Source organism: Kitasatospora sp. RG8 (assembly GCF_017813315.1).
Taxonomy (GTDB): domain Bacteria; phylum Actinomycetota; class Actinomycetes; order Streptomycetales; family Streptomycetaceae; genus Kitasatospora.
The window spans coordinates 74,959-98,906 of sequence record NZ_JAGIYX010000009.1 but is presented as its reverse complement, the minus strand read 5'-3'; the positions used below and the strand labels follow the sequence as shown (position 1 = coordinate 98,906).

Annotated in this window: 29 protein-coding genes and 2 pseudogenes; 11 read left to right on the top strand and 20 right to left on the bottom strand. The window is 73.8% G+C overall.

Annotated elements, in window-relative coordinates; all coding sequences use genetic code 11:
• Positions 1–169: 169 nt before the first annotated feature.
• The 3 genes and pseudogenes from J5Y04_RS43975 to J5Y04_RS16145 form a co-directional block, all read left to right on the top strand.
• A pseudogene (locus J5Y04_RS43975) lies at positions 170–679 on the top strand (HAD family hydrolase); the annotation flags it as partial.
• 232 nt (positions 680–911) lie between these two features.
• A complete protein-coding gene (locus J5Y04_RS16150) occupies positions 912–1,226 on the top strand; it encodes a putative quinol monooxygenase (protein ID WP_209412717.1) in 315 nt (104 codons plus the stop codon).
• A gap of 161 nt (positions 1,227–1,387) precedes the next feature.
• A complete protein-coding gene (locus J5Y04_RS16145) occupies positions 1,388–1,969 on the top strand; it encodes a kinase (RefSeq protein WP_307853143.1) in 582 nt (193 codons plus the stop codon).
• Positions 1,970–2,022: 53 nt separating this feature from the next.
• Here the strand turns inward: J5Y04_RS16145 and J5Y04_RS16140 are convergent, their stop codons facing one another.
• Complete coding sequence (locus tag J5Y04_RS16140) at positions 2,023–2,505, bottom strand: MarR family winged helix-turn-helix transcriptional regulator (RefSeq protein WP_209412716.1); 483 nt, start codon at positions 2,503–2,505, stop codon at positions 2,023–2,025.
• Between the two features lie 43 nt (positions 2,506–2,548).
• On the opposite strand from J5Y04_RS16140, the gene J5Y04_RS16135 reads away from it, so the two are divergent.
• Positions 2,549–3,496, top strand: a complete 948-nt coding sequence (locus J5Y04_RS16135; protein WP_209412715.1) for an alpha/beta hydrolase — start codon at positions 2,549–2,551, stop codon at positions 3,494–3,496.
• Positions 3,497–3,719: 223 nt separating this feature from the next.
• On the opposite strand, the gene J5Y04_RS16130 is transcribed toward J5Y04_RS16135, so the two are convergent.
• The 6 genes from J5Y04_RS16130 to J5Y04_RS16105 all read right to left on the bottom strand — a co-directional run bounded on the left by J5Y04_RS16130 (position 3,720) and on the right by J5Y04_RS16105 (position 7,507).
• Positions 3,720–4,304, bottom strand: a complete 585-nt coding sequence (locus J5Y04_RS16130) for a hypothetical protein (protein WP_209412714.1) — start codon at positions 4,302–4,304, stop codon at positions 3,720–3,722.
• 188 nt (positions 4,305–4,492) lie between these two features.
• Positions 4,493–5,014, bottom strand: coding sequence for a hypothetical protein (locus tag J5Y04_RS16125; protein ID WP_209412713.1), 522 nt, complete (start codon positions 5,012–5,014; stop codon positions 4,493–4,495).
• Between the two features lie 278 nt (positions 5,015–5,292).
• Entirely contained in the window at positions 5,293–5,475 is a 183-nt protein-coding gene (locus J5Y04_RS16120; protein WP_209412712.1) for a transposase, read from the bottom strand.
• Positions 5,476–5,514: 39 nt separating this feature from the next.
• A complete protein-coding gene (locus tag J5Y04_RS16115; RefSeq protein WP_209412711.1) occupies positions 5,515–6,213 on the bottom strand; it encodes an alpha/beta hydrolase in 699 nt (232 codons plus the stop codon).
• A gap of 91 nt (positions 6,214–6,304) precedes the next feature.
• Complete coding sequence (locus J5Y04_RS16110) at positions 6,305–6,589, bottom strand: RICIN domain-containing protein (protein WP_209412710.1); 285 nt, start codon at positions 6,587–6,589, stop codon at positions 6,305–6,307.
• A gap of 159 nt (positions 6,590–6,748) precedes the next feature.
• Positions 6,749–7,507: a DeoR/GlpR family DNA-binding transcription regulator gene (locus J5Y04_RS16105; RefSeq protein ID WP_209412709.1), complete on the bottom strand. Its 759-nt coding sequence runs from the start codon at positions 7,505–7,507 to the stop codon at positions 6,749–6,751.
• Between the two features lie 48 nt (positions 7,508–7,555).
• Here J5Y04_RS16105 and J5Y04_RS16100 point away from each other — a divergent pair, with 48 nt between their 5' ends.
• The 3 genes from J5Y04_RS16100 (at position 7,556) to J5Y04_RS16090 (ending at position 9,326) form a co-directional block, all read left to right on the top strand.
• A complete protein-coding gene (locus J5Y04_RS16100; RefSeq protein ID WP_209412708.1) occupies positions 7,556–7,939 on the top strand; it encodes a DUF4406 domain-containing protein in 384 nt (127 codons plus the stop codon).
• Positions 7,936–8,613, top strand: a complete 678-nt coding sequence (locus tag J5Y04_RS16095; RefSeq protein ID WP_209412707.1) for an NUDIX domain-containing protein — start codon at positions 7,936–7,938, stop codon at positions 8,611–8,613. The genes J5Y04_RS16100 and J5Y04_RS16095 overlap by 4 nt, the downstream gene beginning before the upstream one ends.
• Before the next feature lie 344 nt (positions 8,614–8,957).
• The gene (locus J5Y04_RS16090; RefSeq protein WP_209412706.1) at positions 8,958–9,326 is read left to right on the top strand and encodes a hypothetical protein; all 369 of its coding nucleotides are present in this window, start codon (positions 8,958–8,960) and stop codon (positions 9,324–9,326) included.
• A 235-nt stretch (positions 9,327–9,561) separates the two neighbouring features.
• On the opposite strand, the gene J5Y04_RS16085 is transcribed toward J5Y04_RS16090, so the two are convergent.
• The 3 genes from J5Y04_RS16085 to J5Y04_RS16075 form a co-directional block, all read right to left on the bottom strand.
• Positions 9,562–10,248, bottom strand: coding sequence for an HAD family hydrolase (locus tag J5Y04_RS16085; RefSeq protein WP_307853142.1), 687 nt, complete (start codon positions 10,246–10,248; stop codon positions 9,562–9,564).
• Positions 10,245–10,871 carry an NUDIX domain-containing protein gene (locus J5Y04_RS16080; RefSeq protein ID WP_307853141.1) on the bottom strand — a complete coding sequence of 209 codons (627 nt, stop codon included), beginning with the start codon at positions 10,869–10,871 and terminating at the stop codon, positions 10,245–10,247. The genes J5Y04_RS16085 and J5Y04_RS16080 overlap by 4 nt, the downstream gene beginning before the upstream one ends.
• A gap of 446 nt (positions 10,872–11,317) precedes the next feature.
• Positions 11,318–11,473, bottom strand: coding sequence for a hypothetical protein (locus tag J5Y04_RS16075; protein ID WP_209412704.1), 156 nt, complete (start codon positions 11,471–11,473; stop codon positions 11,318–11,320).
• A 337-nt stretch (positions 11,474–11,810) separates the two neighbouring features.
• Here J5Y04_RS16075 and J5Y04_RS16070 point away from each other — a divergent pair, with 337 nt between their 5' ends.
• Complete coding sequence (locus J5Y04_RS16070; RefSeq protein ID WP_209412703.1) at positions 11,811–13,181, top strand: histidine-type phosphatase; 1,371 nt, start codon at positions 11,811–11,813, stop codon at positions 13,179–13,181.
• 354 nt (positions 13,182–13,535) lie between these two features.
• On the top strand, positions 13,536–14,051 hold the full coding sequence (locus J5Y04_RS16065; RefSeq protein WP_209412702.1) for a hypothetical protein: 516 nt from the start codon (positions 13,536–13,538) through the stop codon (positions 14,049–14,051).
• Between the two features lie 493 nt (positions 14,052–14,544).
• Here J5Y04_RS16065 and J5Y04_RS16055 read toward each other — a convergent pair.
• A pseudogene (locus J5Y04_RS16055) lies at positions 14,545–15,031 on the bottom strand (RNA-guided endonuclease InsQ/TnpB family protein); the annotation flags it as partial.
• Between the two features lie 110 nt (positions 15,032–15,141).
• Here J5Y04_RS16055 and J5Y04_RS16050 point away from each other — a divergent pair.
• A complete protein-coding gene (locus tag J5Y04_RS16050) occupies positions 15,142–16,245 on the top strand; it encodes a hypothetical protein (RefSeq protein ID WP_209412701.1) in 1,104 nt (367 codons plus the stop codon).
• A gap of 220 nt (positions 16,246–16,465) precedes the next feature.
• Here the strand turns inward: J5Y04_RS16050 and J5Y04_RS16045 are convergent, their stop codons facing one another.
• The 4 genes from J5Y04_RS16045 to J5Y04_RS16030 form a co-directional block, all read right to left on the bottom strand.
• Positions 16,466–17,008: a HEAT repeat domain-containing protein gene (locus J5Y04_RS16045; RefSeq protein ID WP_209412700.1), complete on the bottom strand. Its 543-nt coding sequence runs from the start codon at positions 17,006–17,008 to the stop codon at positions 16,466–16,468.
• 180 nt (positions 17,009–17,188) lie between these two features.
• Positions 17,189–17,713, bottom strand: a complete 525-nt coding sequence (locus J5Y04_RS16040) for a hypothetical protein (RefSeq protein ID WP_209412699.1) — start codon at positions 17,711–17,713, stop codon at positions 17,189–17,191.
• 98 nt (positions 17,714–17,811) lie between these two features.
• Positions 17,812–18,483 (bottom strand): DUF4097 family beta strand repeat-containing protein, encoded by a 672-nt coding sequence (locus tag J5Y04_RS16035; protein WP_209412698.1) that lies wholly within the window; start codon positions 18,481–18,483, stop codon positions 17,812–17,814.
• A 341-nt stretch (positions 18,484–18,824) separates the two neighbouring features.
• Positions 18,825–19,238, bottom strand: a complete 414-nt coding sequence (locus tag J5Y04_RS16030) for a cupin domain-containing protein (protein WP_209412697.1) — start codon at positions 19,236–19,238, stop codon at positions 18,825–18,827.
• Between the two features lie 51 nt (positions 19,239–19,289).
• On the opposite strand from J5Y04_RS16030, the gene J5Y04_RS16025 reads away from it, so the two are divergent.
• Positions 19,290–20,282 (top strand): GlxA family transcriptional regulator, encoded by a 993-nt coding sequence (locus J5Y04_RS16025; RefSeq protein ID WP_209412696.1) that lies wholly within the window; start codon positions 19,290–19,292, stop codon positions 20,280–20,282.
• A 25-nt stretch (positions 20,283–20,307) separates the two neighbouring features.
• Here J5Y04_RS16025 and J5Y04_RS16020 read toward each other — a convergent pair whose 3' ends face one another.
• The 5 genes from J5Y04_RS16020 to J5Y04_RS16000 form a co-directional block, all read right to left on the bottom strand.
• Positions 20,308–20,820: a DUF3291 domain-containing protein gene (locus tag J5Y04_RS16020; protein ID WP_209412695.1), complete on the bottom strand. Its 513-nt coding sequence runs from the start codon at positions 20,818–20,820 to the stop codon at positions 20,308–20,310.
• 32 nt (positions 20,821–20,852) lie between these two features.
• The gene (locus J5Y04_RS16015; protein WP_209412694.1) at positions 20,853–21,587 is read right to left on the bottom strand and encodes a metalloregulator ArsR/SmtB family transcription factor; all 735 of its coding nucleotides are present in this window, start codon (positions 21,585–21,587) and stop codon (positions 20,853–20,855) included.
• Positions 21,588–21,743: 156 nt separating this feature from the next.
• Positions 21,744–22,745 carry a DUF389 domain-containing protein gene (locus J5Y04_RS16010; protein ID WP_209412693.1) on the bottom strand — a complete coding sequence of 334 codons (1,002 nt, stop codon included), beginning with the start codon at positions 22,743–22,745 and terminating at the stop codon, positions 21,744–21,746.
• A gap of 135 nt (positions 22,746–22,880) precedes the next feature.
• A complete protein-coding gene (locus J5Y04_RS16005; RefSeq protein ID WP_209412692.1) occupies positions 22,881–23,525 on the bottom strand; it encodes a hypothetical protein in 645 nt (214 codons plus the stop codon).
• 13 nt (positions 23,526–23,538) lie between these two features.
• A complete protein-coding gene (locus J5Y04_RS16000; protein ID WP_209412691.1) occupies positions 23,539–23,916 on the bottom strand; it encodes a hypothetical protein in 378 nt (125 codons plus the stop codon).
• Positions 23,917–23,948 lie beyond the last annotated feature (32 nt).

Below are 23,948 nucleotides of genomic sequence, written 5' to 3'. Positions count from 1 at the left end.
CCTGAGCCCTGGCGCCCGGCCCCCGCCCGCTCCCCCGGTCACCCGCCCGGCCGCCGCACCCCCGTGGCGGCCGGGCGGGTTCTCGCGGCAGGCTGAGCGGGTGACGACGACACGAGCGTCCTCTTCCGAAGGTCTCCGTGCTGTTCTGTGCGACTCGGGCGGCGTCCTGATGCAGCCGATCGGTGGCCGCTGGAACCCCCGGGCGGACGTCGAGCAGACCGTCCTCGGCCACGAACCCTCGATCACGCCGGAACAGTTCGCGGCAGCCGTCGTCGCCGGCGACCGGTTCCTCACCACCTCCCCGTCGGCACCCGGCCACGACGACTACCACCGGGTGGTGCTTCGCGGCCTCGGGGTGGACCCCACCCCGGAGCTCCTCGCCGACCTGCGCCGCGAAGTCCCCCCGTCCACCGTCCTGGAGACGTTCCCCGAGGTCGTGGACACCCTGGAGGAGCTCAGCCGGCGAGGTGTGCGGATGACGGTGGTGTCGGACGCCTGGCCCGATCTGCCCGACCTCCACGCGGGCCTGGGAATCGGGCAGTTCTTCGGGGCGTACGCGATCCCGGCGGAGCTCGGCTGCAACACGACGGACCCGCGGATGTACCACCACGCCGGCACCGCGCTGGATCTCGTGCCCGCGCAGTGCCTGTTCCTCGACGACGATCCGGACCTGGTCGCCGCCGCGATCGGGCTCGGCCACGCGGGGCGCGCGGGGCGCGCGGGGCGCGCGGTCTGCCGGGGACCGGTCACGTCCAGGGTGCCCGCCATCGCGTCCCTGACGGAGTTGCCGGACTTCTTCCGAGGCGATCCCGCCCCCACCCGCAGGGGTCTGATCAGCACACCTCACGGCAGCGGTCCAGTCAGCGCCCACCGCCGGGGGCCGTCCGAAGACCCGCGGCTAGAGTGCACGGGTGGACTCTCACGTGCTCGTCATCGCCGACACCTCCTCCAGCCCCGAGAACGCCGAGGAGTTCGGCCGCGTCCTGCAGAAATTCGCCCGAGCGTGCCGGACCGAACCGGGCTGCCTGTCCTACGAGGTCTTCCGCTCGCTGGACCAGCCCGAGCGCTGCGTGAGCATCGAGAAGTACGCCGACGCCGAGGCTTTCGCCGCGCATCGGGCCTCGGCCCACTTCCGCGACATCGGCCTCGGCGAGGTGGTGCCCCTCGTGGTCGCACGTGACGTCCGCATGTACGACGCTCCTCGCGACATCCCGTCGGCGCAGTAGCGCACCGCAGGACGACGGCCCGGGACTCCTGTCCTGCCCCCTCCGCTCCGGCCCAACGGCTCCGGCCCACCCAGCGGGCCGGAGGGGTACAGCGGGCCGGAGGGATCCAAGAGGCCGGATCTCCCTCGCCCGTGGCCTGTCGGCCGATACCGTCGTACGTCGTGGACGACAGCGCAGAGCGGCTCCCGAACGGCGTGCACAGTACCGTGACGGGCGGCCCGGACACGGTGCTGATCGTGGTGCGCGGGCCGAGCGGCGCCGGCAAGTCCAGCACCGCCGCACGGCTTCGCGCCGCGTACGGCCGGGGTGTCGCCGTCGTCGGCCAGGACGTTCTGCGGCGCGACGTGCTGCGGGAGCGGGATGTCGCCGGCGGGGCGAACATCGGCCTGATCGACGTGGTGGCACAGCATGCCCTGGACCATGGCTTCCACGTCGTCGTCGAGGGCATCCTCGCCGCCGACCGCTACGGCCGGATGCTGGCCCGGCTGGCGGCCGACCACCGTGGGCGCAGCTTCCTGTACTACCTGGACGTCGACTTCGAGGAGACCGTCCGGCGGCACGCCACCCGCCCGCTGGCCGCCGAGGTCTCCCCCGAGCAGATGGCCGGCTGGTACCAGGCGCACGACGTCCTGCCCGGCGGCCTCGAACACGTCATCAGCCGGCACAGCACCCTCGACGACACGGTCGGGCGGATCCTCGCCGACACCGGCCTCGCCCCACCTGGCCGGGCGCCCCGTCCCTGACCGAGGTGCCTCCCGGCCGACGACGGCCCGGGCCGGTCTGCCCGGGGCGCCGGTCAGCCGGTGGGTGTGCCGACCTGGTCGCGTTCGAGTGCGGACCGCAGGGTCGAGAGGGCCCGTGCGACCGCTGCCAGCGAGGGGGCGTCCAGGGTGCCTCCGAGCAGTTCGGCCAGGCCGCCCGTGAAAGTCTGCTCCGCCTCCTCGACGAGCCGCGCGCCGTCGTCGGTCAGGGCCAGCAGCGAGGACCGGCGGTCCGCCGGGTTCGGCCGGCGGGCGGCCCACCCCTGCTTCTCCAGGCGGTCGATGCCCTTGCTGGTCGCCCCGACGCCGATGGCGAACTCGGCGGCGAGGTCCGCCACCCGGCACCCGGGGTGGTCGCGCAGGTAGCCCAGGAATTCGTACTGCGAGGTGACGATCCCGTGCCGCTCGCGGAGGCGGTCGTTGAGGGCGTTGTACAGGCGCGTCTCGCACCGGACCAGGTCGGCGAACAGCTCGGGGAAGTCGGCTGCGGCGGGATCCCCGCTCGATGTATATTCCATGGCATATAGTGTACCGGAAGCTACTTGTGGCAGGAGTGTGCCCATGAGCAGGGAACAGCGCATCCGGGTCGACGAAATCCTGCGGCAGCCGGGCCCCGAGGGGCCCCGGTCGGTCGAGGAGATCCGGTCCGGATTCAGGCAGTTGATGGCCCGGATGATCGTGCCCCACGGCATTCGCACCGCGCCGACGACCCTCGGCGGCCGGCCGGCACTGCGCGTCGAGCCGGCCGGGGGGCCGGGCCGCGGGTCGGACGGCGGCCCCGGCGCCGGGACGATCCTGTACTTCCACGGCGGCGGCTGGGTCTTCGGCTCGCCCGAGACCGCCCTCTCGCTGACCGGCAACCTCGTGGCCAGGACCGGCTTCGGGGCGTACTCGCCGGACTACCGGCTCGCCCCCGAACACCCCTTCCCGGCCGCGATCGAGGACACCCTGAGCGCCTACCGGGCCCTCCTCGACCGCGGCGAGGACCCCTCGGCCATCGCCTTCGCGGGAGACTCCGCCGGCGGCGGCCTCGCCGTCACCACCTGCCTCGCCGCCCGGGACGCGGGCCTCCCGATGCCCGCTGCCGTCCTGGCCTTCTCCCCGGGCACCGACGCGACCCGATCCGGCGAGAGCATGGACACCAAGGAAGGCATCGACCCGGTCTTCACCCGCGCGGCCCTCGAACACACCGGAGCCATGTACCTCGCCGGGGCCGACCCGCGCCAGCCCCTGCTGAGCCCGGCCGTCCACGCCGACCTGACCGGCCTTCCCCCGATGCTGATCCAGGTCGGCGCCAACGAGGTCCTGCTGGACGACTCCACCCGCCTGGCCGCGCGGGCGGGCGCAGCGGGCGTGGACGTCATCCTCGACGTCACCGCCGACGTGCCGCACGTGTTCCAGTCGTTCGCCGGCGTCCTCGACGAGGCGGACGAGGCACTGGACCGTGCCGCCCTCTTCCTGCGTCAGCGGATCCGCGCCGAAGGCACCGCCCGGACGTCGGCCGGGTAGACGCGCACCGGCCGCCGGTCCGCTCGCGGCCGGACGCCGGAGCCATGCCGGCCGGGCAGCCGGGGGTCTCATCCCCCGGCCCCCGCAGGCCGCCCGGGCTCAGCCGTGCCCGGCCGGGCCCTGCTCCGGATACGCGGCAGGTCCGTACTCCGGCGCACCGGCGTGCACACGTGCCGTGCCGGTCCGCCGGTGGGCAGTGGGCGGTGGGCGGTGGGCGGTGGGCTCAGCCGACCTTCCAGACGGCCTGGACGTCGCCCTTCTCGTCGCTGCCCTTGTAGGCGAGGAAGACGGGCTGGGCGTTCGCGGGCAGGAGAAAGATCTCGCAGGTGGTCACGGACTTGCCCGGCGTCAGCCGGCGGGCCTCCCCGTCGCCCTCCTGGCAGGGCGGGAAGTCGACCCCCCAGGAGGGCAGGTATCCGTACGCGTGCTCCGCGTCGCTGTGCAGGGCCACCCCGTGGACGTAGGCGCCGATGTCCTCGGGGCCGCCCTTGTGGGAGAAGGTGACGGTCACGTAGTACGGCACCCTGCCCTGGACCACCCCGGTGCTGAGCTTGTCCACCGCGGCCGCGTCGCCCTTGACGACCGAGACCGGCGTGACGCCCAGCCTGACCGTCTCGTGCGTCCCGTACGTCGTCGCGCTCGCGTCCGCCGGTGTCTTCCACGCCAACGGCGCGTCGAACGTGCCCTTCGCGGCGGCCGGCGCGCCGGAGGGCTCCGCGCCCGGGTCGTTGTCCGGCCCGCAGCCGGCGAGCAGCAGCGCGAGCGCGCCGACGGGCAGGGCAGTGCGCAGTGCGGCCTTGGTCAGCATGATGTGAATCCCCCGTTGTTGATGGCGGCCGCCCGGATCCGGTCCTGGCACAGCCCCGCGTCCCCTCTCACCGGCAGAGACACCCTGCGCGGCTGGACGATCAGGGAATGATACGGCGTTCGCCGCGGCGGATCCCCCGCGGTCGGCCATGAGAGGGGCCCCGCCGTTTCCCACCGGTCCGCCGGCCGCTACGCGTAGGGATCGATCGAGAACACCGGCCCCTCACTCGGGAAGTCGTCCGGGAAGAGGTCCAACCGCACCTCGCCGGAGAGCAGTGCCAGCAACACCCCGGTGGAGCTCAGGGGCAGCCGGGCGAACCTCAGCCGGCCGGCCTGGACGGCGAGCGTCGGCCAGGCGTCCGGCTCACCGACCGGCAGCCAGAACAGCAGGTCGGCGTTGTCGGTCACCGCCCACTGCACGAGGTCGTCCGTGGTCAGGCCGTCCTCCGCGAGCAGGGCCGGGAGGGTGGGCTCGGGATAGTCCCGCAGGAGCCGGCGGCTCTCCCGCGTGCTGCTGACGATGTCCAGTCCCGGACGGGCCGAGCCCTCCGCGTACACCCAGAGGAACTCGTCGAAGCAACCCGGACCGTACGCGTCGATCAGCGCCCGGTGGCTCGGCGGGACCTCGAACCCCGCCCCGCCCGCCGGCACCACCTCGACCCTCCGCCCGGACGGCGGGCAGAGCGCCGTCAGTGCCTGCAGCTCGTTCACCACGGACCTCGCAGGTTGGAGAGTGCTTTCGTGAAGGACCGGCCGAAGTCGCCGACCGCCTCGGTCGGACGCCTGCCGGAACCGTGAGCCAGCCAACCACACCGCGCGCATACCGGCGTTCGAATATCGGCACGTCATGCGGGCCCATCGACCGACCGGCCGGAGCCCGCTCCCCCACGACCAAAGGGCCGCGTGCCGGCGTACGAAGACCTGACCGGACCCGAGCGGCAGGTGTGGGACGCAAGATCCGGAAAGGCACTGATCGTACGGGGAGACGGTCAACGTGCCGACAGCAGGACGCGCTTGCGCAGGAGGTCGAGCCGGGCGCAGCCGGACATCCGGCGCTTGAGCATCGCGATCGTGTTGACGCGTCCCTCGACCGGGCCGGGGTTCCGGCGGAGCGTGGGGCCGGCCACGGCCGCGTCCCGGTCCTTGCGCAGGCCGTTGGCGAAGCCTCGCAAAACTACGGGGCCCCGGCCGCGGTTCCGTGCACGGTCGTGTCACTGCAGGCCCAGCAGCAGGTCCCTGACCGCGGCGGGCCGGGACAGGAACGGGTGGTGGCCGGCGTCGAGTTCGACGACGCTGTCGGCCCGGCGGGCGAACTCGCGCTGCAGCCGCGGCGGGGTGCCCCGGTCCCGGGCGCAGACGAGGTAGGTCGAGGGCACGTGCTGCCATGCGGCCGCCCCGACGGGCTGCCCGGTCACCCGCAGGCTCTGCCGGGCGACGTGGTCCGCCGCCCGCGCCTGGATCCCGGGGTCGCAGTCCTGCAGGAACGTGTCCACGAGCAGCTCGGGCCGGACTCCGAAGGTACCGGCGCCGGGGTCGATGTCGAGGAACGGGGCGGGGCTGCCGTCACCGAAGTCCGACAGGCTCTGCCCGACCTCGGGCAGGTAGCTGGAGACCAGCAGCAGGTGGCGTACCGACGCGACACCGGCGGCGGCCTCCGCGGTGATGATGCCGCCGTAGCTGTGGGCGACCACAACGGTGGGCTCGTCGCTGTCCAGCAGCGCCTGCCGCACCGCCGCGACGTCCTCGGAAAGCCCCGGACCGCCGCCGCCCGCGGGCAGGCCCGCCTCGCCACAGCTCGGCAGCGCCGGCGCCACGCTCGGCACCCCTCGCTCCTGCAGCAGCCCGGCGGTGCGGTGCCACCACCACGACCCGTCCCGCACACACGCCCCGTGCACGAACACGACCCTCATCGCCGCCTCCACGTCACGCCTTGGCCGCCTCGGCCGCCTTCCGGCCAACGGTAGACGCAGCCGCCATTACGAGCAGTGAGCTGACGGTCCGTCAGGTCGGTTTCCAGGAGTGGTCGCCGTTGTCGCCGGTCCGCACGCCGTCGACGTCCAGGTGCAGGCCGCTCTTGAGGTCGACGCCCCAGAAGCCCCCGTCGCCGCGGGGCAGCAGCCAGAACCGCTGGTTGTCGCCCGAGGCTCCGTTGCAGGTGTACTCGTTGACGGGGCCGTTGATCCTGCCGGCGCCGAAGTCCGGGATGCCGGCGCACTTGGCGGTGACGGTGTTGCACAGGAGGTACGGGCCGTGGGCGGCGCTCGCATTCGCGGCCCGGCCGGGCACGGCCGCGTGGGGCTCGGTAGCGGCCCGGGCACTGAGGGGCTTCCGCTCGTACCCGCCCACCCGTCCCGTGAACCGCCGGACCACAATGGCGGTCTGACGACCTGACGGCCTGGACGACGGGGCCGGCCCGCCGCCGATGCCGCCGTCGGGTCGTGGCCGTCAGCCGGCGGCCAGGATCTCCACACCGTGCGCCCCGATCTGCCGGACGACCGCGTCCTGGGGGTCGGCGTCGGTGATCAGCCCGCTGACCTTCTCCCAGGGCAGCACGCGGAACCGCGAAGCCGTGCCGATCTTCTCGGAGGAGGCGAGGATGTAGGTGTCCGCGGCCCGCGCGGACAGGGCGCGCTTCATCGCGGCCTCCTCGGCGTCCGCGGTGGTCAGTCCCGCTTCGGGGTGCACGCCGGTGACGCCGAGCAGGCAGAGGTCGGCGGAGACGTTCTGCGCGGCCTCGACCGCGGCGGCACCGCAGGCGACCGCCGAGTGCTTGAAGACGCGGCCCCCGAGCAGGAAGAGCTCCGCCTGCGGATGGTCGAGCAGGGCCACGGCGATCGTCGGGCTGTGGGTGATCACGGTGCAGGCCAGGTCCTGCGGGAGCGCGCGGGCGACGGCGAGGGCGGTGGTGCCGCCGTCGAGGATCAGCGTGCCGCCCGGCCGCACCAGAGCGGCGGCCACAGCGGCGACCCTCCGCTTGCCGTCCGGAGCCACGCTCTGCCGGGCGGCGTAGTCCACCACCGCCGGCGAGACGGGAAGCGCGCCGCCGTAGACCCGCTGGCACAGTCCCTCGGCGGCGAGATCGCGCAGGTCGCGCCGCACGCTGTCCTCGGAGATCCCCAGTTCGGCGGCGACGTCCTTGGCGACGATCTTGCCCCGGCGGGCGAGCAGACCGAGCAGGTGGTCGCGCCGTTCAGCAGCCAGCATCCGCATTCTCTCCCGTTCTTGCACGTTTCTGCATGTATGGTAGCGCCCGTGACCGACCACCCCATGCTCATCCTGATCGCCGGCCCCTACCGCTCCGGCACCGGCGGTGACCTGCAGGCCATGGCGGCCAACCTCGCCCGCCTCGAAGCCGCCGCCTGGCCGGTCTTCGCCGCCGGCCACCTCCCCGTGATCGGGGAGTGGATCGCCCTGCCCGTCCTGCGCTCCGCCGGCGCGGGCCCCACCGACCCCCTCGCCGACCAGGTGCTCTACCCGACCGCCGACCGCCTGCTCGCACGCTGCGACGCCGTGCTGCGCCTGCCCGGCGACTCCGCCGGAGCCGACCAGGACGTCGCCACCGCCCGTCGCCGCGGCCTGCCCGTCTACCACGACGTGGCCGAGATCCCCCGCCGCGCCCCGCAGGAGACCACGTGACGGGCCGCCCCGGCGTCGACACCCCCGACCACCGCGGCCGCACCGGCCTCGACCTGGCCGGACGCGGCCTGGACCGCAACCCCGGCATCCGGGTGCGCGACGTCGAGCTCACCTCCCAGGGCTGGCACGTCCTCAGGCGCACCACCTTCGACTACCGCCGCCGCGACGGGCGCTGGGAGACCCAGCAGCGCGAGACCTACGACCGCGGCGACGGCGCCGTCGTCCTGCCCTACGACAGCCGGCGCCACCGTGTCCTGCTCACCCGCCAGTTCCGCTACCCGGCCTACGTCAACGACCACCCCGACGGCATGCTCGTCGAAGCCGCCGCAGGGCTGCTCGACGCGGACGACCCGCCCGCCGCCGTCAGACGCGAGTGCGCCGAGGAACTCGGCGTCACCCTCGGACCGCTCGCCCACGTCCTCGACGCCTACATGAGCCCCGGCTCCGTCACCGAACGCCTCCACTTCTTCGCCGCCCCCTACACCCCGGCCGACCGGACCGGGACCGGCGGCGGAGTCGAGGAGGAGGGCGAGGACATCGAGGTCCTCGAACTGCCCTTCGCCGAGGCCCTCGCCATGACCCGCGACGGACGCATCACCGACGGGAAGACCATCCTGCTCCTGCAGTGGGCGGCCCTGGACGGGCCCTTCGCCCCCGCGGCGGGTGGCCGCTGACAACGCGGCCCGCCCCTCCCCCGCCAAGCCCGCCGCACGAGGTCGCGCTCCGGCAGGTCACGCCCGGGAGGGCGGCGCGGACGCCGGCCCCCCGGCTGCTTCGCCGGCCCGGCCGCGTGGGACGCGAGTGTGCGTCCCACCGCGGATCCCACCGCGGATCCCACTCGTCGCCGGGCTCACCGACGGGCCGGGCCGACACGCCGCGGCGGGATCCCAACACCTGTGCCCTGCCCGGCCGTCAGCGGGTTCCCGGTCTTGCCGGACACCCCTTCCCTCCACGGGATCTTGACTACGCTGGCCATGGCCATGGCCATGGCCCACGACCGAACGAGGGGGGTACACCCATGCCGTACGAGACCGGCGCGAAGGTGAAGCTGACCAGGGATGTGCAGGTCACCGCGGACGACACGGCGGCCAGGATCGGCCTTCCCGGTCCTCTGTCCCTGACCGAGGGCCTGGTAGGCATCGTCACGGGCTCGGCGAAGGAGGCCCGCGGCGGAATGGCCCAGGACGCGCTCACGGCCTTCGACCAGCAAGTCCGCCCGGGCCAGTTCGACGCCTTCACGGCCGGCCTGCTCAACAACCTCCGTCAGCAGATCGTCCAGCACGGGGCGTTCGACGCCGCAGCCGGCACCCGGATCAGGTACAGGGTGCGCTTCGAGAACGGGTTCGTCCTCGACGGCCTCGAGGAGGACTGGCTGACCGGAGCCTGAGCGCCTGCCACTGGGCCCCCGCCGGCCGGCGGGGGCGCAGTGGTCTCCGCAGCCGGTTGCCGCGGGCGTCAGGCCTCGTGGAGGAAGTGGCTGCGGCCGCTCTCCCGCCGCAGGCAACGGCCTTCCCTCCGCTGCTCGACGCCCCGGGGCCCGGAACGTCGAGCAGCCCGACGGGATGTCACCCGCCGCACCGGCCGCCGTTCCCCCGTGGGCGGCCCGTTGCCTTGCAGCCCGGTCAGAAGTGCGCCAGCAGTTCCGGGAAGCTCGGCAGCTGCAGGGTCGCGGCGTGCTCGCCGAACTCCTCGTGCTCCAGCACCCAGGTGTGCTCGTGCGGGATGAACACCGCGTTCAGGCCCGCCCGGCGGGCCGGGATGATGTCCGACTTGGGCGAGTTGCCGATCATCCAGGTGCGCTCGGGGGGAAGCGACAGCTCGGCCACCAGGCGGTGGTAGGTGTCGACGTCCTTCTCCGCCACGATGTGGATGCCGTCGAAGTGGTGGGCGATCGAGGACTGTTCGACCTTGCGTCGCTGCTCGTCCTGGTCGCCCTTGGTGAGCATGAGCAGGCGGTGCCGGCCGGCGAGCTGGGCCAGGGTGTCGGCGACGCCCGGGATGAGCTCCACCGTCCGGCTCGTCAGGGGCCGCAGCAGCTCGTCGATCCGGTCCCGGTCCTCGGCGGTCGGTGTCCGCCCGTGCCACTGCTCCAGGCACTCGGTGAGGTTGTGGCGGAACACCGCGGCCCCGTAGCCGAGGGTCAAGGCGTTCGCCGCCTCCACCTTGTCCAGCAGCGCCCGCGCGCCCGGCCGGTCCTGCGGGGTGGCGGCCACCCAGTCGAGAAAGCCGTCGATCACGCGCTCGAAGAGCACGTTGTTCTCCCACAGCGTGTCGTCGGCGTCGAAGACAAGCACCTGGTCACCGGTCACGGTCGTCCCCCGTCGCTCCATGACGGTCCGTCGGCCGGTGGGCCGGCCGGGCCGTCGTTCTCCAGCAGTTCGGCCACGCGTGCCAGCGACTCCCGCAGAGCCTCGCCCCGTGCCGCCTCGCGGGCCTCCCCGAGCGGCAGCCACCGTACGCGGGCGGAGGGCCGCTCCGGGCGGACGGCGGACGGCGTCCGGGTGGCGAGCACGAACCGGAGGTCGGCGTGCTCGTGTGCGGGCTCGCTCGCGGATGCGGGCACCGGCAGCACCACCACCTGAAAGAGCCGTGCGGTCGGCCAGAAGGCGAGGTCGGGCAGGTTGGTCTCCTCGCGGGCCTCGCGCAGCGCGATCTGTGCGGGGAACTCCTCGCCCGGGTCGCCGTGCCCGCCGACCTGCAGCCAGTCCTGCTGACGCTCGTGCCAGCGCAGCAGGACCTCCCGCCCAGCGGGGTGCACGATCACCGCGGACGCCGTCAGGTGCAGGGGCCGTGCACGGTCGTAAGGGTCACCGGCCGTGGCGAGCGGCGCGATGCGGGCGAGGTCCGCGGCCTCCTTCTCGCTCCGCGGCCGGAACTCCGCTAACAGCTCGGCGGCCGTCCGGAGCTTCCCTGACATGTCGGTGCCGGTCACGCGTCCTCATTTCCGTCTTCCCGCGGGCGGTCGGCCCGCGGTGTCCGAACCTAACTCAGACCGTGAAACCCGGGTACCGAATATCCGCCGGTCGCATCCGTGCAGTTGGACGCCCGAAGCGCCCGGTCCGCCGGTCCGCGAGGCCCGGTCGGGGAGGCGCACCGGCGGCGGCCCCCGGGCGCGGGAACCCGGCTCCCGGAGCCGGTGTCCTGGAACCGCAGCCGGCACTTGACCGACCGTCACGGCTCCTGCGGGCGGGGCGCATGCACGCCCCGGCTGTCGCGGTCGCGAGTGCGTCAGGCGGAGAACGTGAGCAGGTCGACCCGCAGGGGGACCGCGAGCATCACGACGACCAGCAGGCCGCCCACCAGGGCGGGCAGGACCAGGAGCGGCCGCCGGCCGAGGCCGGGGCCGCACGCGGAGGACGTGACCGCGTCACCCCCGCGTCACTTCTTGGGCGGCGCTCCGGGAACGAGCCAGCTTCCACTCCCCTGGTCGCCGCCCGTGATCTCCAGGAAGGCCTCCAGCCGGCTCCGGTGCTGCCGCCGGATGCGGAACCGCGGCCGACATCGCCTCGGCTCGGCCAGCAGGAGTTCCGCCATGCGCGACACGAGTTCCTTGAACGTCTGGTACTCGGCGTAGCCCTGCGAGTCCTCCCTCCCCGGCAGGTGCCGGCGCCACCAGTTCAGCGGCCTGCCCTATATGCAGATCACCGGCGCCCGCAACGGCACGACGGAGGCGCGTTCGGCCCGCCCCGGCGCCGGCGACGAGCACGGACCGCACGTGGCCCGCACGGCGTGCGGGCCGGTCGGGCGGAGAGCGTTCAGCCTCGGTTAACCAGGGTCACGGCATGACGTCGGCGGTGATTTCCGTGGTCATGCCACCTTGCGGCAGACCGAGACTACCGGCCGGTGGTCCGAACCGACCCGAAGGGCCGCCGTGAAGCGCACCGCCCCCCTGTCCGCCGCCATGGCCATCTCCCTCGCCGCGGGCGTGCTGGTCACCGCAGGCACCGCCTCCGCGCGGGAGACGCCCGGTGCTTCGCCCGCCGGGCGCGACCTCTACGGGACGAAGGCCCCGTACGCCCCGCAGGGCAGGCCCGGTCACTACCAGAAGGCGCCGAAGGGCTTCGTGCCGGTCTTCACCGAGAACGTCGCCCGCCACGGCTCCCGCGCCATGACGGACAGCGGCGACGGTGACGCCGTGCTCGCCGTCCTGCGCAGGGCGCAGGACCAGGGAGCGCTCACCGGCCTCGGTGCGCAGCTGGGCCCGCAGGTGCAGTCGCTGCTGGCCGCCGCCTCCGCACTCGGCTACGGCAACCTCTCCGCCCGCGGCGCCGAGGAGCACCGGCAGACCGCGCTGCGCATGGAGCAGCGGCTGGCGCCGCTGTTCGCGGGCATCGCCGCCCGGCACGAGCCGATCGTGGTGGAGACCTCGGGGGTGGCGCGTGCGGTGGCGAGTGCCGGTGCGTTCACGGGCGGTCTGGTCTCCGGTGATCCGGCGCTGGCGGGCCTGGTCAAGGCCCCGGTCACCGACAAGAACCTGCTGTACTTCCACAAGCAGCCGCAGAACGCCGACTACCAGGCGTATGTGAAGAGTGATCCGGAGCTGGCCGAGGTCCTCAGCAGGATCGACGGTGACCCTCGCACCGCCGAGGCGGCGCACCGTGTCGTCGCGCGGCTGTTCCGGGAGGGCTTCGCTGCGGCGCTGTCCGCCGAGGAGCAGGTCTCCTTCGCCCGTGCGCTGTACCAGCTCTACAGCGCGGCGCCCGACCTGGGCGTGGAGGCGCCGGACGTCGACCTCGCCCCGTTCCTGGAGCGCCGCGACGCCCGGTGGTTCGCCTACCTCGACGACGCCGAGGAGTTCTACCAGAAGGGGCCCGCGTTCAGCGGACGCACGATCACCTACAAGATGGCCGGGGTCCTCCTCGACGACCTGCTGGCCCAGGCCGAGGCCAAGGCCGCCGGTACCAACGGCAACGGCGCGGTCCTGCGTTTCACCCACGCCGAGGAGATCGAGCCGCTCGCCGCCCTGATGGGCCTGCCCGGCAGCACCGAGCCCGCCGGGTCCGGGCAGCCGTACACCTACGGGAACAACCCGTGGCGCGGCGCGCAGGTCTCGCCGATGGCCGCGAACGTCCAGTGGGACCTGTTCGCGGGCCCGCCCTCCGAAGGGCGGCCGGCCGCCTACCTGGTGCGGATGCTCTACAACGAGAAGGAGACGGCCTTCAAGTCCTCCTGCAGGCCCGTCGCCAAGGGAAGTTACTTCTACGGGCTCGACGAGCTCAAGCACTGCCTCGCGCACGGCTGACCCGCGCCCGCTGGGGGTGCCGGGCCGCCTGTCGCCGGGCGGGGGCCGGGCGGGGGCCGGGCGGGGACCGGGCGGGTCCGCGTCGCGCAGGACGAGGCCGCGGGCGGCGTCACCCGCGTCGTCACACCGTTTCCCGGCGCACCCGGATCCCCGTTCGTCGTCCGGGGATCCGGACCGGGGATCCGAACCGCCGGACCGGGGATCTGAACCGCCGGACGTATGCGCAGCGTTGTCAGGTACGGGGCCGCCGAACGGAGGGCTCCATTCCATCGGCGGGGCGGGGACCGGTACCGCGCGCCACCACGACACCGGCCCGGGAGCGGTCAGGACCGCTTCGGGACGAGGAGGAACGCCATGGCCATCCGCAGGACGTCCGAGCGGCTCGTCGCACTCGCAACCGCCGCGACCGCCCTGGCCGGCGTCATCGGCCTCACCACCGCCACCAGCGCGTCGGCCGACGTCGACTGGGAGTGGAACTGCTCGCGTAACCCGCGCGGCTGGGACCACATGGACTGGCGCCACTGTCTGCTTCCCGGCGACTCGCTGGTCTCCGGTAACGGCGATCAGCGGCTCGTCTACCAGAACGACGGCAACCTCGTGCAGTACGACGAGGGCGGCCACGCGGTCTGGACCACCGGGACCGCCAACACCACGCCGGGCAGGGTCATCATGCAGTCCGACGGCAACCTCGTCGTCTACGACCGCTCCATGCGCGCCCTGTGGGCCTCCGGAACAGCCCTCGGCTGCAACCCGCCCGTCAACTGGGTGCGCCTGCAGAACGACGGGAACCTGGTCGTCTACCGCCCCCACGGCGACGGCCCGTGGACCCCCGTCTGGTCCTCCCTCCACGGCCGGGTCGGCACCTGCTGACCTGACCCGACCTGTCGGAAACCCGGTGCCGGCGGCCGCCCCGGAACGGCCGCCGACACCGACACCCGGCGCAGGCACCCGGCACCGGCACCGTCGCCGGGATGTCGGACGCCGACCGTGCCGCACGAGGCCGGGGAGCGTCGCGCGGCGGCGGGGACCTCGACCACCCGCAGGCCGGAGCCGGCCGAACTGCACGAAGGACGCAGGCGCAGGCCCGGCCACTGTGTTCACCCGGGCGTGTCGTCGGGGTGGCCCGGCGGCGGGTGGTGCACCGTCGGTTGCGTGACGACGACTGCGCAGCGCCGCCCGCTCCCGGCGCCGGCCCGGGGGATGGTGCGGATCCCGGGCGGGTCCTTCCCCATGGGTTCGGGCGGCTTCTCTTTCTATCCGGAGGAACGGCCGGTGCACCCGGTGGTCGTGGACGGCTTCTGGGTGACTCCTCCCCCACCTCAAGGGTGGGGGCTTCTCGCTCACCCTGCTGGGCGTTGCGACGGACCAGCCTGGCCCGAAGGACGTTGACGACTCCCACCGTGTCGGCGTGCGCGTGGTGGCCGCAGCCGACGCAGTGGAAGGTCTCCTGTGTGGGCCGGTTCTCCGCCGCGACGTGCCCGCACTGCGGGCACGTCGCGGGAGGTGTTGCGGGGGTCCACCGCGACCACTTCCCGGCCGGCGCTTTCAGCCTTGCCGGTGAGGATCGCGAGGAACACCCCCCAACCGGCATCGTTGATCGAGCGGTTGAGCCCGGCCTTGGCCGCCGCCCCGTTGGGCAGGAAGCCGCCCGGCCGGTCAGGATCGGGCTTCGGCGCGGGAGCCTTGACCATGTTGCGGATCCTGAGGTCCTCGTGCGCGATGAAGTCGTGTTCGCGGACCAGGAGGAGAGCGGTCTTGTGGGCGTGGTCGAGACGCCGACGGCGGACCTTGCCGTGCAGCCTGGCGACCTCGGCCACGGCCTTGCGGCGGGGCACAGTGCGGCCCCGGGTGCCGCGAACGGTGCGCGGGGCCGCGCACGAACGCCACCCCCGTGACGGCGCCGGCGCCCCCGGGTCCGCGCGAGGAACGCGCTGTCGGCCCGCCGCGAGAGGATGCCGGCATGACGATCACACCCCGGCTGGTGGCCAAGTACCCGATCCCGGACCGGAACGGCGCCCGGACCTTCGTCGACCCCACCGGTCCCGTCCCCCGTCTGGAGGTCCGCGGCGCCGGGTCGCTGCGCATCTACGACCTGAGGGAACGGGCGGAACTGACAGCCGAGTTCCCGGCCCCGCTGCCCGGCCGGTGGTCGATGGAGTGGACGGCTCCCGACCTGTCGTTCGCCGTCTTCGGCACCGCGACGGAGTACGTCGCGGTCGACCGGGACGGCACGACGTTGTGGAAGCAGCCGTACGGCACGTGGGACGTGGGCCGCTGGGGCTACCTGGACTTCTCGACGACCGGGGGCGCATCCCGCCCCGCCGCCGCCGGCTCCTCGGCGGGCGGCGCCGGCCAGGACCTCCGGATCTGGTTGCGGCTCCCCTCCGGACTGCCCGACAGCACCCTGATCCTCACCCTGGACGCCGAGGGGACGGTGCTGGCACGGAGCGTGCTCCCGTGCGGCGGCTACGAGCGGTTCGTCAGCCTGCTCTGGGACGAGAACGACGAGGTCTGCGGCGTGACCGTCTCCGAAGGGCGGGCGGCGCTCACGCGCTACGAGGCGCGGTGGCAGTCCGGGGCCATCGTCCTGGGCGGGCAGTTGCCGCAGGACCGGGGCGCCCTCCTCTGGAGCGAGCGCGAGTACCTGGGCATGGACGCGGGGAACACCCGCTGCATGAGCGTCGACCGGAGGGGACGGGACGTCAGCTGGCACAGCCTTCCCACGTACCAGGTCACCGCCTCGCTCGGCCTGGGCGACTTCCCGGCCCCCGGCACCGGCGACTGCTCGGTGCACAACGCCCCGTACATCTCCTCCTCCTCAAGCGGGTTCGTGGACGACGACACGGCGTTGGTGACGCTCTACAACCCGTACGACGAGGCCGCGGTGTACATGTTCGGCAGGGACGGCTGGAGGGAGCACAGCCACTGGCTCGCCGACCCCGCCACCGGCGCCCTGCACGGCCGGATCGAGTACCCGATGGCCGAGGTCGACAACGTGACGCTGGTCGGCGACGGCACCTGGATCACCGAGGAATGGGACGCCTACTACCGCTGGCGGCGCTGAACTCGTAGTCGACACCGGCCCCGCGGCGACGCGCCCGCGGCCCCGGATCCGGGCCGGGCCCGGAGTCGCGGGCGCCGGTAGCCGTGCCGGCCGGGCGGCACACCTGCCCGGCGGCGGCCTCCGAAACGACGGCCCCGGGCGGCCTTTCGCCGCTCCCCCGCCGGGACAGTGATCGTCACGACATGTCCGCCGCAGTCAAAACCGGTGAGCACCAAGACCGTTACCTGGGTGCGCGCGGGTTGGTCCGTTCGTAGACGGCTCCTCCGGGGATGAACCATCCCGCCTTCTTCCGGACGGCCGGGCTCGGGTCCTGGGCGTGCGACGCCTGCAAGGCTGCGACGGCCCGGGCGTCGGCATGGGCGAACTTGCCAACGAGCTCGGCGGCCCTTGCCCGCACTGCTGGGTCGGGGTCGGAGGCCAGGTGCCGCAGTGCGGGTTCGAGGACCCGGTCCGCGCCCGGTGCGCAGGTGTCGCCCTTGCACCGGTCGCACGCCAGGGCGTGGAAGGCGGCGATCCGGACCCGGGCGTCGGGATCGTCGGCCATCGTGATGAGCCGGCTCATGGACTCGGTGTCGACCAGGTGGTCCAGAAGCCGGCAGCAGCCCTCCCGGACGGCGGCGCTTTCGTGGGACAGGCCGGCGCGGACGGCGCCGACCGCCTCCTCCTTGCGCCGCAGCAGCTCCCGGTAGGCCGCCACGGCGCGCTGCGGGTCGCCCAAGCACGAGACGAGGGCTTCGTTGTCGGTCCTGACGAATCCGAGCATGACCCTACTGTCGAACCACGCGGCACGGTCAGGCAACGGGATTTCGCCTCGACGGAGGACGTTCGCCCTGGTGCCGCCCTGGTGCCGCCCGGCGTGCCGTCAGGGTCGGACGCCTGTGAGCAGACACGGACCGTCAGAGGCGGCTGCGGCCACGGGCGCGTGACCGCCCGGCGGGGGCGGTCAGGCGGCTCGGCAGAGCTCCGCACGGCCGGCCGCGGCGCCGGGGCGGGCCGCGCTCGTGTGCAGGGCAAGGGCGGTGCGGACGGCGGGCGCGGCCTGCGAGCGGCTGCGCGCGAAGACGACGAGGCGCAGCATGGCGAACCGTGCGACGCCGGTGAGTGCGGAGGCCGTCAGGTAGACGGCCTGTTCGAGGACTGCGCCGGGTGCGGCCACCAGTTGTTGCAGGGCGAGCATCGCCGTGCAGGTGACGGCGTACGCGGCCGCTGCGGAGCCGGCCGACTGCGCGTGCTGGCGCCGGGTCGCTCGCCCGCCGGCGCCGAAGGTGAAGCGGGCGTGCAGCTCGGTGGCGAGGAGCGTGGAGACCACGGTGACCAGGGCGTTGGCCAGGGCCCAGGGGATCCGGGAGGCGAGGGCCGCCACGGTGAGGCTGGAGGCGAGCCCCACCCCGCCGCCGCAGAGCACGAAGCGGGCGAAGGCCGTGAACGCGCCGGGTGCCGCCTGCTGCCGGTTCTGGGCCGTCTTCATGGTCCGCCCCCTCTTTCTTGATGACTCACCACGTGGAATGCGCGCCCCCCGGCCTGCGGGGCCGGGGGCGGCGTGTCGGCGCGGGCGCCCGGGCCGGGTCAGACGGTGCGGGCGGTGATGTTGCCGTAGGAGGTGGTCGCGGTGATGGCCAGGCCGGCGGCGGCGGTGTCGGTGTTGTGCAGCGTGTTGTGGATCCGGCCGTAGGCGGTGCCGGCGTCGAGGGTGGCGCAGACGCCGCGGGCGGCGCCGACCGTGATGTCGCCGTGCTCGGTGCGCAGTGTGAGGGTGCCGCCGGTGGCCTCGGTGATGGTGAGGTCGCCGCTCTGGGTGGTGAGGTGGGCGGGGCCGGTGAGGCGGCCGAGGCGGATGTCGCCGGCCTGGAGGGTGAGGCGGGCGCCGGCGCTCTCCTCCAGGTCGACGGTGGCCTGGGCGGCGTCGAAGGCGACCTCGCCGAGGCGTCCGGTGCCGTGGAGTTCGGCGAGGGCGGCCTTGGCCTCGACGCGGGAGCCGGCCGGCAGCTGGACGGTGACCTCGACCTGGCCGGAGTTGCCCAGCACCCGGTTCTTGGCCGCCGGGGCCTGGATCCGCAGCACGCCGCCGCCGTACTCGACGGTGACCTGCTCCGCCGCCTTCACGTCCCGGCCCTTGGAGGCGTCCTTCGCCAGGACCTCCACCACGGTGTCGCCCCGCTCGGCGGCGACCAGGCGGATCAGGCCCGCCGGGATGTCCAGGACCGCGGCGACGGGGGCGGGGGTGTCGAACTTCTGCATGGTCTCTCTCCTGCGATCGCACTTGCACTCCGTGTTTCTGACAACGGAAAAGCTACGTTGCTTTCCATTTCCTGACAACACGTTCGTTGCACAGAAGTGCCATCACAGCAGTTCAGAGCACTGAAATCGTTGCACTGGATCAGAATCTAACGCAACAACAGTCACCAGACTCGTTGCAATGGTGCGAGACGGACGCCACTCGGGGCGGAGACCGCCACCCACGAGGAGGACCGCGACGCGGAGAAGGCGCACCCGGAGCGGCGCGGCGCACAGGGACGCGCGGCGCCGGCTCCACAGGGGGCGGTGCGGACGGTGAGCGGGCCGGGGGCGGCGCCGCGGCCTCAGGGGGTGAGGGGGTGGCCGGTGGTGGCGTCGACGTGGGCGGGGACGGGGTCGTGGCGGTCGCCGACGGTGGGGGTACCGGTGGGCTCGAACATCAGGATCGCGGCGCCGGCGGGGGCGTGGGGCTTGTGCTCGGTGCCGCGGGGGACGGTGAAGACGGCGCCGCGCGGGAGGCGGACGGTGCGCTCGCCGTCCGGTTCGCGCAGGGAGATGAACAGCTCGCCGTCGAGCACCAGGAAGAACTCGTCGGTGTCGTCGTGGGCGTGCCACAGGTGCTCGCCCCCGACCTTGGCGACGCGCACGTCGTAGTCGTTGACGCGGGTGACGATGCGGGGGCTCCAGAGGGTGTCGAAGGAGGCCAGGGCCTCGTCGAGGGAGACGGGTTCGCGGTTCGCGGTGCTCGTGTCGTCCATGGCCCCATCCTGGTGCGGCGGCGCGACCGGGACGAGTGCTAGGAATCGCACATGCCGCATGATTCCTCTCAGCCGCCCGCCCGGGAGCGCCTCCACCGGGTCGTCGTGATCGTGGACGAGAACTCCAACCCGTTCGAGCTCGGCTGCGCCACCGAGGTATTCGGCCTGCGCCGGCCCGAGCTCGGCCGGGACCTGTACGACTTCCGGCTCTGCTCGCCGCGGCCGCGGACGGCGATGCGGGACGGCTTCTTCACGCTGACCGGCGTCGCGGACCTGGAGGCGGCCGACGACGCCGACACCCTGATCGTCCCGAACCGGCCCGACGTCGAGGTGCCGCGCCGTCCCGCCGTGCTCGACGCCGTCCGGCGGGCGCACGCGCGCGGCGCCCGGCTGGTGGGCTTCTGCAGCGGCGCGTTCACGCTCGCCGAGGCCGGGGTCCTCGACGGGCGGCGGGCCACCGCGCACTGGCAGTGGGCGGACGCCTTCCGGGCGCGCTTCCCGGCGGTGCGCCTGGAGGAGAACGTGCTGTTCGTCGACGACGGCGACATCCTCACCGCCGCGGGCAGCGCGGCCGCGCTCGACCTCGGGCTGCACGTCGTGCGCCGCGACCACGGCGCGGAGGTCGCCAACGCGGTCAGCCGGCGGCTGGTCTTCGCCGCGCACCGCGACGGCGGGCAGCGGCAGTTCATCGAGCGGCCGGTGCCCGCCGTCCCGGACGAGTCCCTGGCGCCGTTGCTGGCCTGGGCGCAGGAGCGACTGGACGCGCCGCTGACCGTGTCGGAGCTGGCCGCGCGCGCCGCGGTCAGCCCGGCGACGCTGCACCGCCGGTTCCGGGCGCAGCTGGGCACGACCCCGTTGGCGTGGCTGACCCGGGAGCGGGTGGCGCTGGCGTGCCGACTGATCGAGCGGGGCGAGTCGCGGTTGGAGCTGGTCGCCCGGCACAGCGGGCTGGGGACGGCCGCGAACCTGCGGGTGTCGATGCGCCGGGCGACGGGTCTGGCCCCGTCGGCGTACCGGCGCCGGTTCGGCCCGGATGCGGGGTGAGCGGCCGGGAGGCCCGGGCCCCGGCCTACGCCACGGTCTCCCCTGCCGTTGCCGGGAGGTGCTGGGCGGCCTCGGCCGCGGTGTAGGAGGAGGCGAAGGTGAACGCGCGCGGGGAGGGCCCGTGTGCCCGGAGGTCCGCCAGCCGTTCCAGGGCCTCGCCGACGGTCGGGAGGTGGCCGGCGGGGACCCACCAGAGCACCAGGTGCGCCTCGACGTGGCGTTCGAACCATGCGCGCCGCTGCCGCACCACCTCCAGGTGTCCGCTGCGGTAGGTGAAGTCCCAGAGGGCTTCCTGGGTCTCCCAGACCGACATGTTGACGATGACGTCCTCTCCCGCCGGGCGCAGGCCGGTGGCGTCGGCCTCCCCCTCCTCCGCGAGTCGCCACACGAAGCCGGGCGCGTCGTCGGCGGCGGCGTTGACCGGGTCGAGCATGTCGACGAACGGTGCCAGGCGCGGGTCGTCGAGGGGGTGGCGAAGCGTCGCGACGTTGAGCTGGGCGAGGTGGGCGGCGTGCGTGGCGTGCGTGGCGGCGGTCATGGCCTCATCCCAGCACGCCTCCGCTTTCTAAGTCAATGTTCATTGTTTTTAGAAGCTTCGACCACCACGCAGCACTCCCCCGGCCGGGCGTCCATGCGGGCGCGGACCGGGCCGTCCGTGCCGAGCAGCCCCTCCAGCAGTGCGAGGTTCATGCCGCACACGAGCGGCGGGAAGCGTTCGGCGACGGCGTGGAAAGGGCAGTTGCGCATGCGGACGACGTGCGCGGCCGGCCCCTCGGCGCCCCCGGCCTCCCGGGCACCCTCCGCGCCCTCGACACCCTCGACGCCCTCGGCGCCCCCGACGCCTTCCAGGCGGGGTTCGTAGCCGCGGGCGGCCAGCACCTCCATGGCCTCCGCGAGGCCGCCGCAGGGCGCCGCCGAACCGCGCAGGGCCTCGCCCCGCCGGCGCGCGGCCGCGCAGAGCCCGGCGTCCAGCCCGGCCTGCTCGGCGGCCTCGGCGAGCAGCTCGGCGGCGGTGCGGTAGTCCCGGGCGGGCAGCGACACCGAGCGCTCGGCCGGCGACCGCGTGTACACCTTGGCGGGGCGGCCCGCCCCCGGCCCCGAACGGCCCGTCAGACGGCGGCTGCCGCTCTCCAGCAGCCCGGCCTCGGCCAGCCTGTCCAGATGGTGCGCGGCGAGCGTGCGCGCCACCCCGGCCGCCTCGGCGGCCTCGTTGCGGCCGACCTCACGCCCCTGGGCCACCACGTACTCGTACAGGCGGCGGCGCACCGGGTCCTGCAGTACCGCGATCGCGTCGATGTCGTTCACCCGGCCATTCTAAGAACAACACAGGTGGGAGATAGAAAGCCGGGAGCCGGCCGGCAGGCCGTCGGCGCCGGACGGCGGGAGGCCTCTGCGCAGGAGTCACCGGCAGGCGGCCCCGCCTGCCGGACGGAGGGGCCACGGCAGGTGACCGCGACCGCGTCAGCCGCCGACCCGCCCGGCCTGGATCCGGCGGCCGGCGGTGGTCGTGACCACCACCGGCACCCCGTCGGGGACCTGCCCTTGGAGGTCGGCGAGGAGGGATTCGATCGGGGGCAGGTCCCCCGGCGCACGCACCTGGATGGAGAGGGTCCGCGACTGCGCCTGGACGTTCACGACCGACGCCCCGGGCGTCCCGGCCAGCCACGCCGAGGCGGCGTTCGTGGCGCGCGTGGTCCACAGCTGCACCAGCACGGAGGCCGCCGTGTTCGCCGCCAGCAGCAGGCCGACGGCGGCGAAGAGCAGGCCGACCGCCAGGTAGGTCCTGCGCGTGGAACCCACCTCGCGCCGACGGCCGGCCGTCGCGTAGCCCAGGCCGCCGAACACCACCATGCCCGCGGTCACCAGGGCCAGCAGGTTGGACACGAACAGCACGAACGAGCCCAGGGCCAGCCACCAGGCGGTCTGCCCGGCGCACACACCGGTCACCACCAGCGGCGGCACCAGCGAGATGGCGATCGCCACGCCCGGCAGGACCGCGGCCACGTCCCGGCGGGCAAGCGCCACGGCGCCGGCGAAGCCGGTGGCCAGCGCGGCCACCAGGTCCATCAGCCCGGGCGAGGTGCGGCTGGAGATCTGGCTGTCCGACAGAAGGTCGTAGGAAGCGGGCAGCACCAGCGAGAACAGCGCCCCGACCGCCACCACCAGCAGGCCCCCGAACGCCACGAACAGGGCCGCCGTCGACCGCCGCCGCTGCACCGCACCCAGCGCGATCCCCATGATCGGGGTCGACAGCGGCGCGATGATCATCGCGCCGATCACCGTGGCCGTGGAGTCCGTCAGCACCCCGCCGGCCGCGATCACGGCCGACAGGAACAGCATGGTCCAGAACGCGGACTGCTTCGCCCGCCTGTCGCCGACCGACAGGTCCAGGTCCTCCTCCAGCTCCTCCAAGGACCTTCGCTGATGGTCCGGGAGCACGCGGTCACGGAGGCTGTTGAACACCACCCGAGTATCACGCCGGGCGGTACGCCGCCACCGGCACCACACGGCGCCACCCCCCGGACAGAGCATTCCCGGCATTCCCGCCGGCCTCGCCGGCCGCCGGAACGCCGGGGCGGCGCCCGTGGTGCGGCCCGGTCAGTCCGGGGTGGGCCAGGTCCTGAGGGGCTTGCGGGCGGCTCCGCTGTTTCCGAGCTGGTAGACGGCGACGGCGGCCGGGCGGACGGTGAAGGCGTCGAACGGCTCGGCCTCGATGGCCCCGAGGTCGTCGAGGGTGGCGAAGCCGACGGTGATGTGAGCGGTGTACCGGCCGGGCCCGATCTGGGCGGGGACGTAGCCGTCGACCCAGTCGAGGGTGCTCTGGCTGATGCCCTCGCCCGGGTCGGTGACGAAGGCGGCGGCCGTGCCGCCGGACTCGGTGAACGGGGAGATCGCGGCCAGCAGCGCGGCCTGGAAGTCGAGGGCCTGCGGGCCGGGTCGCAGCAGGAGGCCCGCGAGGCCCTGGCCGGGCACGCCCCAGTCGGCGTGTCCGATGGCGACGGCCCGGTAGGACAGGGCACTCGTGTCGGTCGCGGCCAGGGCCCGGTGGACGGCGTCGTACGCGTCGTCCAGATCGGCTGTCCGGACGTAGCGCTGGAGGGTGGTGATGTGCGGCTGGTGGGAGGCGTCCAGGGCGAAGCCGTCCGGGACGCTCCCGCGCATCCGGGCGTTCCAGGCGTGGGCGTGCCGCAGGGTCGCCTCGTCGGGGTTGACGAGCACGTCGACGGCGGTCAGGTCGTTCAACGCGTCCTCCCGGTCAGAACAGGGTCGCCCAGTCGCTCTTCATGCTCACGACGGTCCCGCCGAGCTGCCGGGCCGTGGCGAGCGAGGCCTCGGCGCCCTTGGTGTAGGCGTACTCGCGCCGGTCGTCGTCGTGGCGGACGAGCAGTGCGAACGCGGCGCTGCGGAGCATCTCGATGTCGACGTCGGCGTTGCCGCCCGCGAAGGCGGGCAGCCGGCCGGTGTGGGCGAAGATGTGCTCGGGCTTGCCCGGCCCCAGGTCCAGGCCGCCCAGGAGTTCGCGGGAACGCACGATCCTGCCGTCGATGTAGGTGTAGGCGGCCGCCGAGCCGATGACGTTCTCCTTCGGGATCCCCCAGGTGGCGGGCGTGCGGCGCGGCGGGCGTACGTGCATGCGTGCGGGCGTCGCCGCGACCCCGGGTGCCG

Coding starts and splice junctions, on each gene's coding strand:
- J5Y04_RS16040 (WP_209412699.1), bottom strand. CDS start 17,713: ATGAAGACGGCCCAGAACCGGCAGCAGGCGGCACCCGGCGCGTTCACG.
- J5Y04_RS16130 (WP_209412714.1), bottom strand. CDS start 4,304: ATGCTGACCAAGGCCGCACTGCGCACTGCCCTGCCCGTCGGCGCGCTC.
- J5Y04_RS16090 (WP_209412706.1), top strand. CDS start 8,958: ATGCCGTACGAGACCGGCGCGAAGGTGAAGCTGACCAGGGATGTGCAG.
- J5Y04_RS16105 (WP_209412709.1), bottom strand. CDS start 7,507: ATGCTGGCTGCTGAACGGCGCGACCACCTGCTCGGTCTGCTCGCCCGC.
- J5Y04_RS16030 (WP_209412697.1), bottom strand. CDS start 19,238: ATGGACGACACGAGCACCGCGAACCGCGAACCCGTCTCCCTCGACGAG.
- J5Y04_RS16115 (WP_209412711.1), bottom strand. CDS start 6,213: ATGAGGGTCGTGTTCGTGCACGGGGCGTGTGTGCGGGACGGGTCGTGG.
- J5Y04_RS16065 (WP_209412702.1), top strand. CDS start 13,536: ATGGCCATCCGCAGGACGTCCGAGCGGCTCGTCGCACTCGCAACCGCC.
- J5Y04_RS16045 (WP_209412700.1), bottom strand. CDS start 17,008: ATGCTCGGATTCGTCAGGACCGACAACGAAGCCCTCGTCTCGTGCTTG.
- J5Y04_RS16000 (WP_209412691.1), bottom strand. CDS start 23,916: ATGCACGTACGCCCGCCGCGCCGCACGCCCGCCACCTGGGGGATCCCG.
- J5Y04_RS16020 (WP_209412695.1), bottom strand. CDS start 20,820: ATGACCGCCGCCACGCACGCCACGCACGCCGCCCACCTCGCCCAGCTC.
- J5Y04_RS16025 (WP_209412696.1), top strand. CDS start 19,290: ATGCCGCATGATTCCTCTCAGCCGCCCGCCCGGGAGCGCCTCCACCGG.
- J5Y04_RS16135 (WP_209412715.1), top strand. CDS start 2,549: ATGAGCAGGGAACAGCGCATCCGGGTCGACGAAATCCTGCGGCAGCCG.
- J5Y04_RS16035 (WP_209412698.1), bottom strand. CDS start 18,483: ATGCAGAAGTTCGACACCCCCGCCCCCGTCGCCGCGGTCCTGGACATC.
- J5Y04_RS16075 (WP_209412704.1), bottom strand. CDS start 11,473: ATGGCGGAACTCCTGCTGGCCGAGCCGAGGCGATGTCGGCCGCGGTTC.
- J5Y04_RS16140 (WP_209412716.1), bottom strand. CDS start 2,505: ATGGAATATACATCGAGCGGGGATCCCGCCGCAGCCGACTTCCCCGAG.
- J5Y04_RS16050 (WP_209412701.1), top strand. CDS start 15,142: ATGACGATCACACCCCGGCTGGTGGCCAAGTACCCGATCCCGGACCGG.